The organism is Aidingimonas halophila (genome assembly GCF_900106955.1).
Lineage (GTDB): Bacteria > Pseudomonadota > Gammaproteobacteria > Pseudomonadales > Halomonadaceae > Aidingimonas > Aidingimonas halophila.
Genome location: NZ_FNNI01000002.1, coordinates 255,923 through 273,218, shown reverse-complemented (window position 1 = coordinate 273,218; position 17,296 = coordinate 255,923). Strand labels below are relative to the sequence as shown.

Annotated in this window: 14 protein-coding genes; 2 read left to right on the top strand and 12 right to left on the bottom strand. The window is 59.5% G+C overall.

From position 1 onward, the window contains the following. From BLW01_RS04590 to BLW01_RS04545, 10 genes are all read right to left on the bottom strand, one after another. Positions 1-1,659 carry a C69 family dipeptidase gene (locus tag BLW01_RS04590; protein ID WP_092568323.1) on the bottom strand — a complete coding sequence of 553 codons (1,659 nt, stop codon included), beginning with the start codon at positions 1,657-1,659 and terminating at the stop codon, positions 1-3. Between the two features lie 50 nt (positions 1,660-1,709). Further along, entirely contained in the window at positions 1,710-3,398 is a 1,689-nt protein-coding gene (gene betA, locus BLW01_RS04585; protein ID WP_092568322.1) for a choline dehydrogenase, read from the bottom strand. A 13-nt stretch (positions 3,399-3,411) separates the two neighbouring features. Then, positions 3,412-5,493 (bottom strand): choline BCCT transporter BetT, encoded by a 2,082-nt coding sequence (gene betT, locus BLW01_RS04580; protein ID WP_092568321.1) that lies wholly within the window; start codon positions 5,491-5,493, stop codon positions 3,412-3,414. 175 nt (positions 5,494-5,668) lie between these two features. Then, entirely contained in the window at positions 5,669-6,601 is a 933-nt protein-coding gene (locus BLW01_RS04575) for a hydroxymethylglutaryl-CoA lyase (protein WP_092568320.1), read from the bottom strand. After that, positions 6,598-8,541: an aconitate hydratase gene (locus tag BLW01_RS04570; protein ID WP_092568319.1), complete on the bottom strand. Its 1,944-nt coding sequence runs from the start codon at positions 8,539-8,541 to the stop codon at positions 6,598-6,600. Before BLW01_RS04570 ends, BLW01_RS04575 begins: the two co-directional genes overlap by 4 nt. Then, positions 8,534-9,067 carry a TRAP transporter small permease gene (locus tag BLW01_RS04565; protein WP_092568318.1) on the bottom strand — a complete coding sequence of 178 codons (534 nt, stop codon included), beginning with the start codon at positions 9,065-9,067 and terminating at the stop codon, positions 8,534-8,536. The genes BLW01_RS04570 and BLW01_RS04565 overlap by 8 nt, the downstream gene beginning before the upstream one ends. Positions 9,068-9,077: 10 nt before the next feature. Further along, positions 9,078-10,124 (bottom strand): TRAP transporter substrate-binding protein, encoded by a 1,047-nt coding sequence (locus tag BLW01_RS04560; RefSeq protein WP_092568317.1) that lies wholly within the window; start codon positions 10,122-10,124, stop codon positions 9,078-9,080. Between the two features lie 79 nt (positions 10,125-10,203). Beyond that, positions 10,204-11,493, bottom strand: coding sequence for a TRAP transporter large permease (locus BLW01_RS04555; RefSeq protein WP_092568316.1), 1,290 nt, complete (start codon positions 11,491-11,493; stop codon positions 10,204-10,206). Positions 11,494-11,506: 13 nt separating this feature from the next. Beyond that, positions 11,507-12,754: a CaiB/BaiF CoA transferase family protein gene (locus BLW01_RS04550; RefSeq protein ID WP_092568315.1), complete on the bottom strand. Its 1,248-nt coding sequence runs from the start codon at positions 12,752-12,754 to the stop codon at positions 11,507-11,509. A gap of 35 nt (positions 12,755-12,789) precedes the next feature. Continuing rightward, a complete protein-coding gene (locus tag BLW01_RS04545; protein WP_229806375.1) occupies positions 12,790-13,494 on the bottom strand; it encodes a GntR family transcriptional regulator in 705 nt (234 codons plus the stop codon). 243 nt (positions 13,495-13,737) lie between these two features. On the opposite strand from BLW01_RS04545, the gene BLW01_RS04540 reads away from it, so the two are divergent. Then, positions 13,738-14,475, top strand: a complete 738-nt coding sequence (locus BLW01_RS04540; RefSeq protein WP_092568313.1) for a sulfite exporter TauE/SafE family protein — start codon at positions 13,738-13,740, stop codon at positions 14,473-14,475. Positions 14,476-14,480: 5 nt separating this feature from the next. Here the strand turns inward: BLW01_RS04540 and BLW01_RS04535 are convergent, their stop codons facing one another. Beyond that, positions 14,481-15,299 carry an acyl-CoA thioesterase gene (locus tag BLW01_RS04535; protein WP_092568312.1) on the bottom strand — a complete coding sequence of 273 codons (819 nt, stop codon included), beginning with the start codon at positions 15,297-15,299 and terminating at the stop codon, positions 14,481-14,483. A gap of 45 nt (positions 15,300-15,344) precedes the next feature. On the opposite strand from BLW01_RS04535, the gene tadA reads away from it, so the two are divergent. Beyond that, on the top strand, positions 15,345-15,803 hold the full coding sequence (tadA, locus tag BLW01_RS04530; protein WP_092568311.1) for a tRNA adenosine(34) deaminase TadA: 459 nt from the start codon (positions 15,345-15,347) through the stop codon (positions 15,801-15,803). 14 nt (positions 15,804-15,817) lie between these two features. Here tadA and mltF read toward each other — a convergent pair whose 3' ends face one another. Further along, positions 15,818-17,284, bottom strand: coding sequence for a membrane-bound lytic murein transglycosylase MltF (gene mltF / locus BLW01_RS04525; protein WP_092568310.1), 1,467 nt, complete (start codon positions 17,282-17,284; stop codon positions 15,818-15,820). Positions 17,285-17,296: the final 12 nt, after the last annotated feature.

Sequence of the window (17,296 nt, the reverse complement as noted above, 5' to 3'; positions counted from 1 at the left end):
TCAAGGCCTCAGGGCTCTGTCCTCTTCGTAGCGACCATGCTCACGTGGATATTCATCCATGGATTGCTGGTAACAGTGAATCATGGCGCCCCATCCTTCACGTGCCATATGCTGGCTCGTCGCCGGTGTCGTATCGCCCTTGCTGGCTTCGCCCTCGGGCATGCGGATGCCATATCTGTCACGGGTTTGCCGTTCCACGTTGCGGACCAGGTCTTCGCCGAGCGCCAGGCTGTCGAGCAGTGAGCGCTGGGTCATATCGGTGAGGTACCGACGCGCCTCGTCGCCTTCATCTGACTCAAACAGGGCGAGCGCTTCACGTTCGATGCGTGCGCGGGAATCCAGCAGGTTCTGCTCGAATGCTTCGATATCGCCGGTCACCGGTTGCAGGAAATCCTGAGGATTTTCACAGGTGTGGTAGAGCAGGCGCTTGAAGGTTCGAGTGGCATATCGAGTCGCTTCCAATGGACCATAATCCGGATCCAGGAAGTGAGAATCGGCATCCTTGGTCATGTAACGATGCTGCTTGAACTCCGGCGGTACTTCTTCGGTACCGATAGGAATCGGGACGAAGGGTGTCGTGATGGCACTGGTGACGGCGACCCATAGCGTTTGCAGTTCAGGGTGGGTGTCCGGGCGTATCTGCGCGACCTGACCGTAGCCGGAGAAGTCCGTAGACCAGCGGGGGTCGCGTACATAGGCGAGCATGTCTTTCAGCTTGATGGGGGCCATATCCCGAAGCTCCTCCTCGCGTTCGGGAGGGTTACGCCCCTCGGTATAGAAGCTGGGATAGAAGTCGCCGGGATCTTCAGCCGGAAACGGTTGTCCATAGACTTCCTGAAGGTCGAGGGAGTCGCCGTTACCATCCCACCACGCCTGTTCACGAGCGAAGTCGATGAGGTTGTCGGAGGCCATGTAATCGTCATCGTCGTCGGGAGAGGCGGGGAATTCATTGATATATCCCGGGTAGGAAACTCGCACTTCATCGGCTTCCAGCCGTTCTGCAGCCCAAAGCCCCTTGGCGCCGGCATAGTTGATGAAAACCCAGCCTTCGTTTTCGTCGGCAAATAGATGCGAGTTGCCTCCATAGGTCGAGAAACCGTGTTCATCGATGAGACTTCCGATGATCTCTACGGCCTCTCGAGCCGATGTCGCGCGCTCCATGGCGATGCGGGCGAGGTCGCTGTACTGCGGGCCGGTCTGGGGCTCATCTTCAGCAGCCTCTTCCGACATCTCCACGAGTTCCGGTCGTGAGGGCGACCAGATATCGCGTGCCGCGACACCATGCTCATTCAATCCGCCATTCGTGAGCGGTGGTGGAAAGCCCGCAAATTCCGAGTAGTTGGAAGTGATGTACTTGAAGGTTTCCTCTACCTGTGGAATCTCGGTCAGTTCGCCGGGGATGCGCGCGTCCTCGGTCACGCCGACCGTCATGGTCGCTCCCTCGGGATGCTCTTGTGATGGCACGATTTCCAGCCAGTGACTGGAAGGCTCATGACCGAACCCGCCGAGATAGGTGGCACCATCCTCTGTCAGGTCACTGCCGATATAGATACCCAGACTCTTTTCGTTAGGGTGGCCGAACCTCCCCGGGGTGTCCTCGGCGTGTAGCTGGCCGGCAATGCCGAGAGGGGCTATTGCAAGGATCGGTAAGTACCTCATGCAGATGCCCTCCTTGTGTTGTCAGTTGATGTTGTTTTTGTGGCGGTCGGTCACCGTTGGGGCTCTCCTTCGCGCTGCTTGCTGTCCCAGTCCGGAACGACGAAGACGGGGGCTTCGGAGGGAGCCAGTGGCTCGCGTCCCAGAATGTGGTCAGCGCCTTTTTCACCGATCATGATGGTCGGGGCATTGATGTTGCCATTGGTGACGGTGGGCATAATGGAAGAATCGACGACACGCAGATTGTCGACACCGTGCACACGGCATTCGGTGTCGACTACGGCCATGCTATCGGTTCCCATCCGACAACTGCCACAAGGGTGATAAGCGGTTTCCGCAGTGCGAGCGACCCAGTCATCGATCTCGTCGTCGCTTTGTACGGCCCGGCCGGGTGAGAGTTCCTCTCCACGGTAAGGGTCGAGCGCGGGTTGCGCGAAGATCTCTCGGGTCAGGCGCAGGGCACGGCGGTACGCCTGTTTGTCCTCTTCCTCCTGAAGATAGTTGAAAACCAGCTCGGGCGGAGCGGATGGGTCGCTCGATTTGAGCCGCACATGGCCTCGGCTCTTGGGTTTGTTGGCGCCCAGGTGGACCTGAAACCCGTGGCCTCTAGCGGCGCTGGAGCCATCGTAGGCGATGGCGCCGGCCAGGAAATGATACTGGATGTCCGGATATTTCAGGCCGGCCCGACTGCGGATGTAGCCGTTGGACTCGAACTGGTTACTTGCCCCCAGGCCTTTCTTGAAGAAAAACCAGCGCGCACCGATCAGCAACTGCCCCAATGGATTGAGCCAACCGTTCAGCGTGATCTTCTGTGTGCAATGTTGCTGCACCCAGACTTCCAGGTGATCCTGAAGGTTCTCGCCGACACCGGGTAGGTCATGTACGACCTCGATGCCATGCTGCTTGAGATGTTCGGCCGGGCCGATACCGGAGAGCATCAACAACTTGGGGGAGTTGAAGGCACTGGCGGACAGGATGACTTCACGACGCGCCTGTACGCGTACCACCTTGCCATGCTGGCGATATTCGACGCCGACGGCGCGTTTACCCTCCATGAGGATGCGGGTGGTGAGAGCATGCATCTCCAGATGGAGGTTGGCGCGTTTCAACGCCGGCTTGAGATAAGCATTGGCCGTCGAACAGCGGACCCCATCGCGCACCGTCATGTCCATGCGACAGAAGCCTTCCTGTCGATAGCCGTTGTAATCCTCGCTTTCCCCATAGCCGGCCTGTCGGCCTGCCTCGATGAAGGCGCGGTACAGTGGGTTCTTCATGTTGTTGCCATTGCAGACGCCCAATGGCCCACCGGTGGAGCGATATGCGTCGTCGCCATACAGACAGTCTTCGGCCCGCTTGAAATAGGGCAGGACATCGGCATAGTTCCAGCCTTCGGCGCCGAGCTCGACCCATTCTTCGTAATCCCCTGCGCAGCCGCGGACATACGCCATGCCATTGATCGACGAGGAGCCGCCGATGACCTTGCCGCGTGCTTGATGGATACGTCGACCGGCCAGTCCGGACTCGGGTTCGGTATACAGCTCCCAGTCGAAACGTGGCTTGTTGAGTGGAATGGAAAAAGCGGTTGGCATCTGGATATAGATGGAGTTGTCCTTGCCGCCGAACTCCAGTGCCAGCACCTCGTTGTCACCGTCGGCGCTCAATCGATCCGCCAGTACGGCGCCCGCCGACCCGGTACCGACGATGATGTAGTCGAACGACCGATCGAATCTCGCCTCGCTCATTCCGTGTCTCCTCTCATCCGCGTCCTGCCGTAGTGGGGTCGTCCGGCATGGCAGTGTCGCCGCCGGGCAATTCCCGCTGGTGATGCAGGAATAACAGATGGCGCTCATATTGGTCGAGAATGTCGGCGATCAGTTGTTCCTTGGAATAGCCGGCCACATCGTACCCTTGTCCGCCTTCGATGATATGGACCTCGAGGCGGTAATAATGGGAATCCGCGCGCGTGGCACGAATCGAGAAGGCTGGCATGGCACAGCGCCGTGGCCAGATCTGGTAGGTGAAATCCTGTTCGCCGCCCAGATCGACATTCAAGGCCAGGTGCTCATTATTTCCGTCACCTTCAACGATATCTACCGGGAACCCTTTTTCCGTCAGGACCTCTCGAATCTCCTCCATGGCGGGTTTCCCGATTTCCTGGAGGAATCGGCGCGCCTGCTCATGGCTGGGGAAACTGACGGCACGGGCTAGTCGTTGACGCCAGTTGCGGGCCGCCCCTTCGCCCGCATCGGTGCGGCCGGACAGATGGCCTGCCATGCTGCCGTGGAAGCTGTCCTCCTTGAGCCCCTCCACCTTCAACGCCTTGAACAGTCCAATCATCATCAAGAAGAGCACGAAAGCGAAGGGCAGCCCCATGATCACTACGGCACTCTGCAATGCCCCCAGTCCGCCGGCCATCAACAAGGCCAGCGTCAGGATACCGATGATGGCCGCCCAGAGAATGCGCATCCAGGCGGGGGCATCATGATTGGGGTCGGTGAGTATCGAGGTCAGATTGGAAAGCACCAGCGACCCGGAATCGCCCGAGGTCACGAAGAACACGATCGCCAGCACGGTCACCACGCCGGTCGTCAAGGCGACGGCGGGATAGCTCTGCAAGAACAGATAGATCGATGAGCCGGGGTTCTCCATGGCCTGCTGGCCGAATTCGGCGACCCCGGTGTCATTCATGACCAGTTCGATGGCGCTGTTCCCCATGATCGACATCCACGCCATCATGAACGACAGCGGCAGGATCAAGGTGCCGGCAACGAACTGGCGAATGGTGCGCCCTCGCGAGATCCGGGCCAGAAACAGCCCGACGAAAGGCCCCCAGGCGATCCACCAGGCCCAGAAGAACACGGTCCAGGCATTGAGCCAGTCGGAGGGTGGATCGAAGGCATAGGTATTCATCGACAGACTGACGAAATTGCTCAGATAGTCGCCGACGTTCAGCACCAGGGCATTGAGCAGGAACAGGGTCTGCCCGGAAAACAGCACGAACAGCATCAGTAACAGCGCCAGCAGCATATTGAACTCGGAGAGCCGTCGGATGCCCTTGTCGACGCCGGTGACTGCCGAAATGGCGGAAAACACCACGATCATGATCGCCAGCGCCGCCTGGGTCACGGTGCTTTCGGGAATGCCGAACATGTAATCGAGGCCGAAATTGAGCTGGATGATACCGATGCCAAGGCTGGTCGCGATGCCGAAGATGGTCCCGAGGACGGCGGCGATATCGACAGTGTTGCCGATAGGGCCATTGATGCGCTTGCCGAAGATCGGGTAAAGCGCCGAGCGGATGGTCAACGGCAATCCGTGCCGATAACTGAAGAACGCCAGCGACATGCCGACCAGCGTGTAGATCCCCCAGCCGGACAGGCCCCAATGGAGGAAGGTGAGTTCCATGGCATGCCGGGCGGCGGCTACGGTTTCGGCATCACCCTCGGGAGGAGCCAGGAACTGGGTGACCGGTTCAGCGATGCAGAAGAACAGCAGATCGATACCGATTCCGGCGGAAAACAGCATGGCAGCCCAGGTGACGACATTGAAATCCGGCGTGGAGTGCGCTGGACCCAACCTGAGCTTGCCGTAGCGAGAGAGCCCGATGGCAATGACGAACACCAGATACGCCACTACGGCAACGAAATAGAACCAGCCGAAGGTATCGGAAATCCAGCCCAACACGGCATTGATGACGGCGCTGGCAGGGCCAGTGAAGAGCATCGTCCACAACGCGAAGACCACGATGCCGATGGTCGATCCATAGAAGACGATAGGGTTGATGCGGTCTTGGGGAGCCTGCGAAGTCGTCCTTGGGTCGTTAGCGTCATTGGCCATACCACACTCCTTTTGAATGGGCATACAAGCCGGCATGTCCCGCCGTAGCCGCGGTAGACCACGTGCTACGCTATTCGCAGTGGTTGCTGAGATGAAACGTGGCGCGCGGGTTCATTCTGGGTATAGAGGCTGGAATGAACGATTGTCAAATTACCGCCTGGCATGCTGGTTCGCCTCAACTGACACGTTCCCGCGGGACATTGCGTAAATGACTAGCTATCTTGCCGCCGGGCAGTGCGGCGATCCTGTCCGCCGCCGTCAGCAAGCGGGGCAAGTCGATGCCGGTGTGGACACCACCGCCGTTGAGTGCATAGACCAGATCCTCGGTGGCGGTATTACCGGTGGCACCGGGGGCGAACGGGCAGCCACCCAGGCCGGCACAGGAACCATCGATGGCCGAGGCACCGTGATGGATCGCGAACAGCGCATTGGCGACGCCCATGCCGTAGGTATCATGGCCGTGAAAGGCCCATTTCAACCCCTCGTAGTCATGCCGCTCACGCAACCGCGTGAAATGATCGGCGACCTGATAGGGGGTCGCCCGGCCGGTGGTATCGCATAGCCCCACTTCCAGATCGAGTCCGGCGCAGAGATCCATGGCCCTGGTCATCACTCGATCCACCTGCTGCCAACCGATCGTACCGTCGAACGGGCAGTCGAAGCAGGTCCCCAGGTCGAGTCGCAGGTAGCTGTTACCGGCTTCCCTTAACCGCTTGGCGATGGCCGCCAGTTCATCCAGCGAGTCATCGACGCTGCGCCTGACATTGTTCTGATTGTGCGCTTCCGAGACCGACACGACGAAGACCAGTTCGCGCACCCCATGATCGAGCGCGATCGTCGCCCCTTTCTGGTTGGGAACCAGAGCGGCAAAGCGAATGCCGGGGCGGTTGGCAAAGGCCGCGACCAGATCGCCGGTGTCGGCCATTTGCGGTAGTATCCTGGGACTGACGAAGGAGCCGATTTCCAGCCGTGTGACACCGGCATCGATCAGTGCCTGAATACAGCGCTGTTTTTCCTCGGTCGGGATCGGTTCAGCGATCGACTGAAACCCGTCGCGTGGGGCGACATCGACGATATCCACCATGCCGGGAGGTAAGATGGGGGTCATGGCGTAGTCTCCCGTTTCAACCAGTTGATCACACCTCCGGCCGTCAGGATGGCGCGCTGGCGTTCGCTGAGTTCATGGTGTAGCGACATGTGTTCACCATTGTCCAGCCTGACGGCAACGGTCTGGCCGGAGGCGAGTTGTGTGTGAAGATCATCGATCGTCAGGTACTGGCCTTGCTGCAAGCGTTGCCGGTCGGCCGGCTCGACGAAGGTCAACGGCAGCACACCGAAACACGGCAGGTTCTGCCAGTGAATCCGTGCGATACTCTCGGCGATGACAACCTGAAGCCCCAACAAGCGAGGTACCAGGGCGGCATTCTCGCGGCTCGACCCCTGACCGTAATTGGCCCCTCCGACGATGATATGCCCTGCATCGCCCTGTTGACGAGCACGCGCGACATACCCTGTATCGACTGCCTCGAAAACATGCTCGGCCGACGCATGGACATTACTCCACAATGGCAGGACGCGTGATCCGGCCGGCATGATGTCGTCGGTGGAAATATTGTCTCCGACCGTGAGCAGGATAGGCGCCTCGATGCGTTCCGGGAGCGGCGCCAGGAGCGGTAGAGGGGGCGTGTTGTCGGTGGTCAACAGTGCGACCTGCCGAGCGTTTTCCGGCGCCAAGGGCGGTACGAACCAGGCGTCATTGGCGATCATTCTGGCTGGTTCGCGCGGGTGTGGATACGGGATATCCAGCGTTCGGGGGTCGGTGATCGTCCCGTTGAGTGCTGATGCTGCCGCCGTTTCCGGGCTGCACAGAAATACACAGTCTTCCCGTGTGCCGGAACGGCCCGGAAAATTGCGTGGCACGGTGCGCAAGCTGTTGCGACCCGCGGCCGGTGCCTGCCCCATGCCGATGCAGCCGTTGCAACCGGCCTGATGAAGGCGAGCACCGGCATCGATCAGTGAGCTCAGATGTCCTTCCGTCGTGAGTGCTGAAAGCACCATTCGGGTCGAGGGGTTGATGTCCAGCGAGACGTTGTCGGCTACATTGCGTCCCTTGACGATCTCGGCGACGACGGCGAAATCACGATAGCCGGGATTGCCTGATGAGCCGATGTAGGCCTGGTAGATAGGTTCACCGGCCACTTCAGTGACAGGTACCACCTTGTCGGGGCTCGATGGCAGTGCGATGAGCGGCTCCAGTCGTGACAGATCGATGTGTTCGGTGCGATCGAAATCGCAGCCGGGATCGGCCGCCAACGGTTGCCAGGCCGCTTCGCGACCATGAGAGCGCAGAAACGAGCGTGTCACTTCGTCACTGGGAAAGACGCTGCCGGTCGCCCCCATTTCGGTTCCCATGTTGGCCAGTACATGACGGTCCATGGCACTGAGCGAGGCGAGCCCCGGCCCCTGATACTCCAGAATGCAATTCTTGGCACCGGCGACGCCATGACGTCGCAGCAATTCGAGTATCACGTCCTTGGCGCTGACCCAGTCGGGGAGTTCGCCTTCGAGGTATACACCGACGATCTCGGGCATGGGTAGGAACAAGGGTTCCCCTGCCATCGCCATGGCGACTTCGATGCCGCCGGCACCGATGGCCAGCATGCCGAGTGCGCCTGCCGCCGTGGTGTGGCTGTCGCAGCCCACCAGGCTTTGCCCGGGAACGCCGAAACGCTCCATATGGACGGGATGACTGATACCGTTGCCGGGGCCGCTGTACCAGATGCCCAGCCTTTCACAGGCACTTTTCAGAAATAGATGGGCGTCGGCGTTGATGTTGTCCTGCTGGATCAGGGTGTGATCAATGTACTGTACACTGGGGTCGGTATGCACCCGATCGATCCCCATGGCATCCAGCTCCAGCATGACAAGGGTGCCGAGAATATCCTGGAGTAACGCCTGATCCATGCGCAGGGCGATCTCCCGGCCCGGGGTCATGTCGCCATCAATCAGGTGATCGGCGATCAGCTTGCGACTCAGTGACTCAGCCATGGGATGAGGTCTCCCGGTTGTCGTCGCTATCCTCGGGGTACATCAGTCGCAGACTTTCGCGCCAGACATCGAGGGCGAACTGTAGTCCCAGCAAGCCGAACCCGATCGGTAGCATGGCATAGGGAATGCCGATCGGGGTGCCTAGTGAACTGGAGACCCGTTCGTTGTATTCGAAGGCCTGCAGCATCATGATCCCACCACGCCAGGCCATGATGGTGCAGAAAGCGACGCCCAGAAGGCTGGTGAGAATGCCGGTCACGGCTTGTCCGCGCGGCGGCAGCTTGGCCTTGAAATAATCGATGCGGATGTGAGCATCCCGTCGTTGAGCCTCGGCGGCACTCATTACGGCCAGGTACACCAGCAGGAAGGAGTTGATCTCCAGACTCCAGTGTGTCGGTGCGGAAAAGGCATAACGCATGATGGCGTCATAGCAAATCGTGATCATCATGAACGCCAGCACGAACGTAGAGGCGCCACGCAGGACGGCCATCAGGCCGTCCCAACGCCGTGTGAGGTGTGCAGTCATGGCATACCTCCTAGGCGTCACCCAATGCCAGGGCGATAGCGCGCTCGCCGACATCCTCGCCGACTTCGCTCAGCCACTCTTCCCAGACGGCCTCGGTGCCTTCGTTGAAGGTTTCACGGTCCTCATCGGAAGGTTCGATGATCTCTACCCCCTCTTCTTCGACCTGGGGCCAGTATTCGTTGGGATAGATATCGTCATTGCAGTGACTGATGAAGTTCTCGTCATACCAGGTGGCGGCGTCCTGCAGGATGCTGCGCATGTCGTCGTCCAGGGCGTCCCAGCGGTCGCGCAGCATGAAGGGGGCGACCGTGAATGCCGTGGTCGGTAGCCTGCAGCAGTAATCGAGCTGTTCCTGCAGGCTGCGGCCAATTACCGTCGAGATATTGAAGACCCCGGCATCGACGGTCCCGCGCTGCAGGGCTTGATAGGTTTCCGACGACGGAATGCGGGTCGCACCGATGTCGTATTTTTCCAGGGCCATGGTCGCTTCGTAGCCCACGACACGTATCTTCTTGCCATTCAAGTCGCTCAAGGCGCGGATCGGGTTCTCCTCGGTACTCCAGATGTATTCCGGCTCGAGGATGCCGCCGCCGGCGGTGAGCATGTAGATATTCTCCTCGGCCAATTGTTCGTTGATCAGTTCGAGCAGCGGACTGCCCATGGCCAGCCGTTCCGGATGCCGATATAACTCGCCGACCACACCGGGCAGTCCGGTGATGCCCAGGATCGGTAGTGAGCGAGTGATGTAAGAAGCGGTGTGAAACATGAAATCAATGTTGCCGGAGCGCAGTGCCGGCAATTGCTCATCTGCCGTCAACAACTGACCGGAATCATAGAAATCCACGTTCAGGACGTCGCCGCCATTCTCCTTCAATCGCTCCACGAAACCGCTGGACCCATAGGTCAGCGCTTTGTAGGAAGGCGGCAGGTAGGTGACCCCGGTCAGCGTGGTGGCGGCCATGGCGCGCTGCGAGAACAGACTATGACCACCGAACATGGCGGCGCCGGCCGTGGCGAAGGAGCCATATTTGAGGACTTGTCGGCGTGTGAGTGTCATGGTGAGTCTCCTGCTTGTTGTTGTCTTGAGCTTGGCGTTTCTGCGTTGTTGCAACCGTTGCCGGTTACGGAATACCGGGCTACATCATGCCCGGCAACCACAGGCTGAGGCTGGGGAAGAACACGAATAGCATCAGCACAAGGAACTGGACAGCCACGAAAGGCAGAGCACTGCGGATGATCTCCTCGACCGAGAGTTGTGGACAGACACCGCGTAGCGCATAGAGGTTGAGTCCCACCGGGGGCGTCACCACGGCGATCTCCAGATTGAGAACCATGACGATGCCGAACCACAGCGGGTCATAGCCCAGGGTCTCGATCAGCGGCAGCAGTACGGGCGTCGTGACGACGATCAACGAGACGGCATCGACGATCATGCCGAGCAGTACCAAGAGGATCATGACAGCCAGGAGAATGGCCCAGGTCGGTAGGCCGCTGGCGGTCAGTATCTCGGTCAGCATCTGCGGCACGCGCACCATGTTGAGATAGTCGCCGAAGATCTTGGCACAGCCGATGATCAGTAGAATGGCGCCACTGATGCGGGCGGTAGAAGCGAGTATCTCCAGTGTCTTGGCCCAGGTCAGACTGCGAAAGACCACAGCGGCGATCAGGAAAGCGCCCATGGCTCCGACGCCGGCCGCTTCACTGGGCGTGGCGAACCCCGTGTAGATTGACCCCAGTACGGCAATGATCAGCAGCACGGCATGCCAGATATTGGCCAGGCTTTGCCAGCGCTCCCGCCAACTGAAGTGCTGGCTCGAGACTGGTGCTTCGTCGGGGTTGAACTGCACTCGAATATAGATGAAGACAGACAGGGCCAGCGCCAACACAATGCCGGGAACGATACCACCGATGAAGAGATCGGCGACGGACACACTGGAAACGGCACCGTAGATGATCAACGGGACACTGGGCGGGATCAGCATGGCCAGTGCCCCGGCACTGACCACGGAACCGGCGGCCAGCGAACGGCTATAACCGCGTTCCAGCATCTGGGGAACGGCAATCGAGCCGACAGCTGCAACACCGGCCAGGCTGACCCCCGAGACAGCCCCGAACATGGCCGAGGCGCCGACTGACGAGATGGCCAGACTGCCCCGTAACCAGTTGAGCCAGCGTACGGCTGCCTGGAACAAGTTGGAGCCTACTGGCGTAGCGCCCAGAAAACTCCCCATGAGAATGAACAGCGGTAATGCAATCAGCTCGAACACATTGAGCTGTCCGAACAGCGAGGTCGGGGCAAAAAAGAACGCCATCGACCCCCGGGCAAGATACAGGCCTACCAGACCGGCGACGCCGAGCGACAGAAAGATCGGCATACCCAGGCCGATCATGGTCACCAAGGCGATCAGGACGAGTATCGGTTCCATGTAGCGGCTCCGTTCAGATCACGTTGGCGGCGCGTAGTGCGTCAAGCGTCTCGTTATCCATGCCCAGCCAGTCGGAAAGGATGGTGTCCGTATGCTCCCCCAGGTCGGGTCCAACGTGGTGTATGCGTCCCGGCGATTCCGATAGCTTCGGGAAGACATTTTGCATGGGCAGTGGCTTGCCGTGACGGTCGGGAACATCGACGATCGATTCGCGTGCCTGGAAGTGAGGATCGTCGAGCATGTCCGGCGCGCGGTAGACCAGACCGGCTGGAACCCCCGCCTCGGCCAGCCAGTCAACGATGTCCTGGGCATCATGCTGCTGCGTCCAGGCGGCGACCAGATCATCGATGGCCTGCTGGTTCTCTCCGCGCGCGCGATGGGTCGCATAATCTGGGTGCTCGGCCAGTCTGGGCTGGCCCATGATCTGACATAGGCGCTGGAAGACGGTGTCCTGATTGGCACCGATGATGACGTCCCGGCCGTCACGTGATGGATAGGCATTGGAAGGGGCAATCTTGGGCAGGAAGCTGCCACTGCGTTCACGTATCTTGCCGGTGCGTGCGTAGTCTGGAACCAGGCTCTCCATCATCGCCAGTACCGACTCGAAGATCGCGCTGTCGACCACCTGGCCACGACCGGTGCGTTCCCGATTGTGCAGTGCCACGAGAGCCCCCATGGCACCATGCAGGCCGGCCAGGGTATCACCCAGTGAAATGCCGACGCGGACCGGTGGACGGTCGGGATAACCGCTCAGGTAGCGAAGACCGCCCATGGCCTCGCACACCGAGGCGAATCCGGCACGTGACGCATAGGGACCGTCCTGGCCGAAACCGGTCACGCTGACCATGATCAGGCCTGGATTGTCTTGCGACAGTGTGGCGTAATCCAATCCCCAGCGTTCCATGGTCCCGGGGCGGAAGTTCTCGATCAGGATGTCGGCCTGGCCAGCCAGATCACGCAGGATTTCCTGGCCACGTGTCTGGCGTAAATCCAGTGTCAGCGACCGTTTGTTGCGTGCAATGACGTTCCACCACAAGGGGTCGCCGTTGGCATCGGCTTCTCCCCACTGACGCATGGCATCGCCCTTGCCGGGGGGTTCGATCTTGACGACATCGGCGCCGAAATCGGCCAGTACCTGACCGCAATAGGGGCCGGCGATGAGTTGGCCGAGTTCGATTACCTTGAGGTCCGAGAGCGGTGTTTGCGGTACGAGCGGTCCGTTGGGATCGCTGGCGTGCCTATTGGTGTTTCGTTCCGACATTGTTGTTGTATTGCCTCCAGAAACGTGACTGAGTGCTAGTCCGTGGGTGGTGATATGGTGTCCGGAAATCGGGTGTGCAGATCTCGGGCAGCGAGCAAGTGAGAACGCATGACGTTCTCTGCCCAGGATGGACTGTTTGCCTCCAGCGCCTGAAGAATCTCCCGATGATGGTGCATGCTGCGCTGTAGATGCGTGATGTTGTAATTGGTGAAGTTGCGACGAATCACAGAGGTGCGCACGACACTATCGAGGACACTGATCAGACGCTGGTTGTGGCAGGCCTGGACGAGCTGACGATGGAATTCGTGATTCAGATTGGCGATCTCGTTGCGTGCCTGCGGATGGCGTTCGACCTGTTCGGTCAACCGCTCCATGCGGGTTGCCAGTCCGTCGAGTGCTGTCAGTTGCCGGTGGTCGATATGCTGGCAGGCTTGATTGACCGCCATGGGTTCCAGCACCAGACGCAGTTCGAAGACTTCATGCGCATCTTTCTCTGTCCAGGCGGCGACGCGAGCACCGTGATGGGGAATCGCTTCCAACCACCCCTCGGAAACCAGTTCGCGCAGTGCTTCGCGTACCGGCGTGCGACTGACATTAAGCTCCCGCGCGATGCTGGTTTCACGCACGTAATCATGTGACTGGTAATAGCCGTCCAGTATCCGTTGCTTGATCGCTTCATGGACTTGCGCCGCTGCGGTGCGAGTCACTGAAGTGAGATGAGGACGTTTGGCGTTCGCCACGTGATCAGACTCCATGATTGCATACAACTATAACCCTAGATAACGGAACATGGCCGATCAATCTAGACTTTTGGGTAATGTTGTATGCAATCCGGCGAGTGTCCCGCCTCCCGATCATGGCGCTTCGTGCTATTGGCGGCGGCCTGATCAGTCATCGGCTCTGTCACGAACCTGAAACAATGCTAATATTTCGCCCCTGATTGATCCTTGCCCTCCATCGGGTATGCCACTCAAGGATGTCGTGTGTCGGGTACCATCGCTTTCGGTCTGTTTGCTGTCGTTTTCGTTACCTCTGCTCTCTCGGGGGTGTTCGGAATGGCGGGTGGGCTGATCCTGCTGTGGTTTCTGTTGCTGGCGTTACCGGCGACGACCGCCATCGTCGTCCATGGCGTCATCCAGCTGTGTGCCAATGGGTCACGGGCCTGGTTCTCGCGGCATTACATCGATTGGCGAATCGTTGCGTTCATCGCCTCGGGTGGCGCTCTGGCTGCCCTGGGGCTGGCATTGATCGACTATACCCCCAACACGGCAGTCGTATCCTTGTTGATCGGTCTGATGCCCGTGCTCGTCTGGATTCCCAAGGCGTGGTTCCGGTTTGATGCATCACGCCCTCATCATGCACTGTCGTGCGGTGTCGTAGCGGGTGGCTTGACCATTGCCGCCGGGGTGTCGGGGCCCACTATCGACCTGTTCTTCATCCGGACCCAAATGGATCGCCGTCAGGTCGTTGCGACCAAGGCGGCGGTGCAAGTCATCTCGCATAGCATCAAGATCGTTTTCTATCTGCACGCCGCGCTGGTCCTGAGTAAGGGGCAGTGGGGGATGGTGCTGTTGGCGATCCCTTTCGCGATTCTGGGAACGCGCTCGGGAAACGCCATCCTGAGGCGCCTCACCGATGCCAACTTTCGTTACTGGACACGCTGGATTGTCACCGCCATCGGGGTCTTCTATTTCCTGCAGGGACTGTGGATGGTGACGTAACGTCGTCACTGCCGCATTCGTGTCAGCCCTTCCTGGGCGGAAGAAGCGACCAAATGCCCTTGACGATCGAAGATGCTGCCACGGGCAAAACCACGTGCGCCACCGGCCCAGGGGCTGTCCATGGCGTAGAGTAGCCAGTTGTTGGCCTGCACATCCTGATGAAACCAGATTGAATGATCGAGGCTGGCGATCTGTAGCTTGGGATCCCAGAAGTTGATGTCGTGGGGAACCAGGGACGTGGTCAGCAAATGGAAGTCACTGCTGTAGGCCAGCAGGTAACGGTGCAGTGCAGGATTGTCGGGAAGCGCCCCTGCCAGTCGAAACCAGAGATGCTTCTGAGGAGGGCGATCGCAACCATTGCCGGTATCGTCATCGAGATGGAGGAACTCGATGGGATGGCCTTCGAAACGTTGTACCGTGGCGCCCGAGGCGATCAGGTCGTCCGGATCCTCGAGGCCGGGCATGGCGAGCTGGTGGTGGTGACCGTCTTCCTGTCCATGGAAGGAGGCGCTGCAGAAGAAGATCGGTTTGCCGTACTGGATGGCCGTGACGCGACGAGTTGTGAAACTGCCACCATCACGAACGGCGTCCACTTGATAGACGACCGGTCGCGAGGCATTGCCGGGGCGCAGAAAATAACCGTGCATCGAGTGGACCCGGCGTTCCGGCATGACCGTCTGGCTGGCTGCCGAGAGCGCTTGGCCGAGCACCTGACCGCCGAACAGTTGGGGAAAACCGAGATCCTGGCTGTGGCCCCGGAACAGGTTTTCCTCGATCGTATCCAGGCCCAATAATGCAACCAGATTATCCAGCGCTTGTGACATGATAGGGTTCCTTTTCCTGAGTCCGCAGTCGATAGGGGCGTTGCCATGCGCAGTGACGAATTCTACATGTATCGTGCGTTGGACCAAGCGCATTTGGCACTCGAAGCCGATGAGGTTCCGGTGGGCGCCGTGGTGGTCGATGCCGATGGCATGATCATCGGTGAAGGCTATAATGCGCCGGTCAGTAGCCTCGATCCCAGCGGTCATGCAGAGATTCGCGCGTTGCGTGATGCTGCCTCCCGCTCGGGCAACTACCGGCTCGATGGCTGTTCCCTGTTCGTGAGCCTGGAGCCTTGCCTGATGTGCATCGGTGCGATCGTGCATGCCCGTATTGCCCGCCTGGTATACGGTGCGACCGAACCCAAGACCGGCATGGTCGAATCGCGGGCCAATCTGGTGGCGCAACCCTGGCACAATCATCGGGTCAGGGTGGAGGGGGGCGTGCTGGCGTCACGGTCCTCTCGGTTATTGCGGTGCTTCTTCGATGAACGGCGCGCCACCTAGTCAGTGTGCCGTCGTCAGAGGATCGGTGGCACCGTATCGAAAATGTGGCTGTCCTCTTCCTCCGGTGGCTGTTCATCGCGCTGGTAGAATTGCTTCTGACTGCGGTCAACATAGTTGAGTATTTCGTAGTAACGGCGAATGTTACGTACGTATACCACCGGTTCGCCGCCACGTGCATAGCCGTGGCTGACCTTGCTGTGCCATTCCTGGTTCTGCAGTAGTGGCAGTGCTTCGCGAACATCGGCCCAACGGTTGGGGTCGCCATCGCGCATTTCGGCAATTTCCTGGGCATCATACAGATGGCCCATGCCGACATTGTAAGCTGCCAGAGCCATCCACAAACGGTCAGGCTCGTCGATCTCTTCCGGTAATCGTTCCTCTAATTCGCGCAGATAACGGGCGCCGCCGAGGATGCTCTGGGCCGGATCAAGTCGATTGTCGACATCCATCTCTTCAGCAGTGGGATTGGTCAGCATCATGAGTCCCCGGACACCGGTCGGGGAAGTGGCATCAGGATCCCAGTGCGATTCCTGATAGCCGAGTGCGGCCAGCAGTTTCCAGTCGAAACCGGTTTCCCGTGCCGCTTCTCGGAACAGCTCGGAAAAGTCGGGCAGCAGTTCACGCACATGCTGGATGAAGCGTCTGGCTCCGACGTATTCCAGATAATCGTCGTGGCCGAAATGGCGGTTGATCAAGTCATCAAGTGTGCCGTTGCGCTTGAGCATGGTCAGGAAGCGATTGGCTTCCTGTTGTAACGCCAAGCCTCTGTCAGCGGGGAAGGCCCAGCTCATGCTCAAGGGGTCACCGAGAGCAAACCCATCCTCGACGCCGGGGAAGAACAGGCGGTTGTACTTGAAATCGTGAGCATGAATCACAGCCGCGTCAAAGCGTCCTTCCTCGATGAAGCCCAACAGATCGGCGACCTCGACATCGGTGGCTTCCTGCCAGGTCAGTTCAGGGTAGTCATCTTGCAGTTTACGCAGTGCCATGCTGGTGCCCGAGCCTCGTATCGACGCGATATCCAGGTCGATAAGATCCTCGGGCTCCGTCACGGGTGGCAGGTCGCGGCTGTACACCACCAGGGGTTGCAGCCTGATAATGGGCTGGCTGTAGATCAGATCGGGATTGCTCGGATCCAGAGGCAGAGCCGCGGCGCCGAGATCTCCCCGGTCGTGCAGGACCGCATCCAGCACTCCCTGGATATCGCTACGCGTTTCCATTGATAAACTGACGTCGAGGTGGTTGGCAAAGCGGTGCAGTAACTCGTACTCGAAGCCCGTCGGTCCATGACGTCCTTCATAGTAGGTGGTCGGCGTATTGCGGGAAAAAACGCTGAGAAAGTCGCGTTCCCTGATCGCTTCGAGTTGGGTACCGCTATGAGTTATCTGTCGATCGGGGATCAATGCCAGCAACAGGGCGATAGAGGTCAGGAGATACCTTCGATGGTATCGCAGGAGATGGGACAGTAGGGCCTTGGGCATGTCGATTCGGGG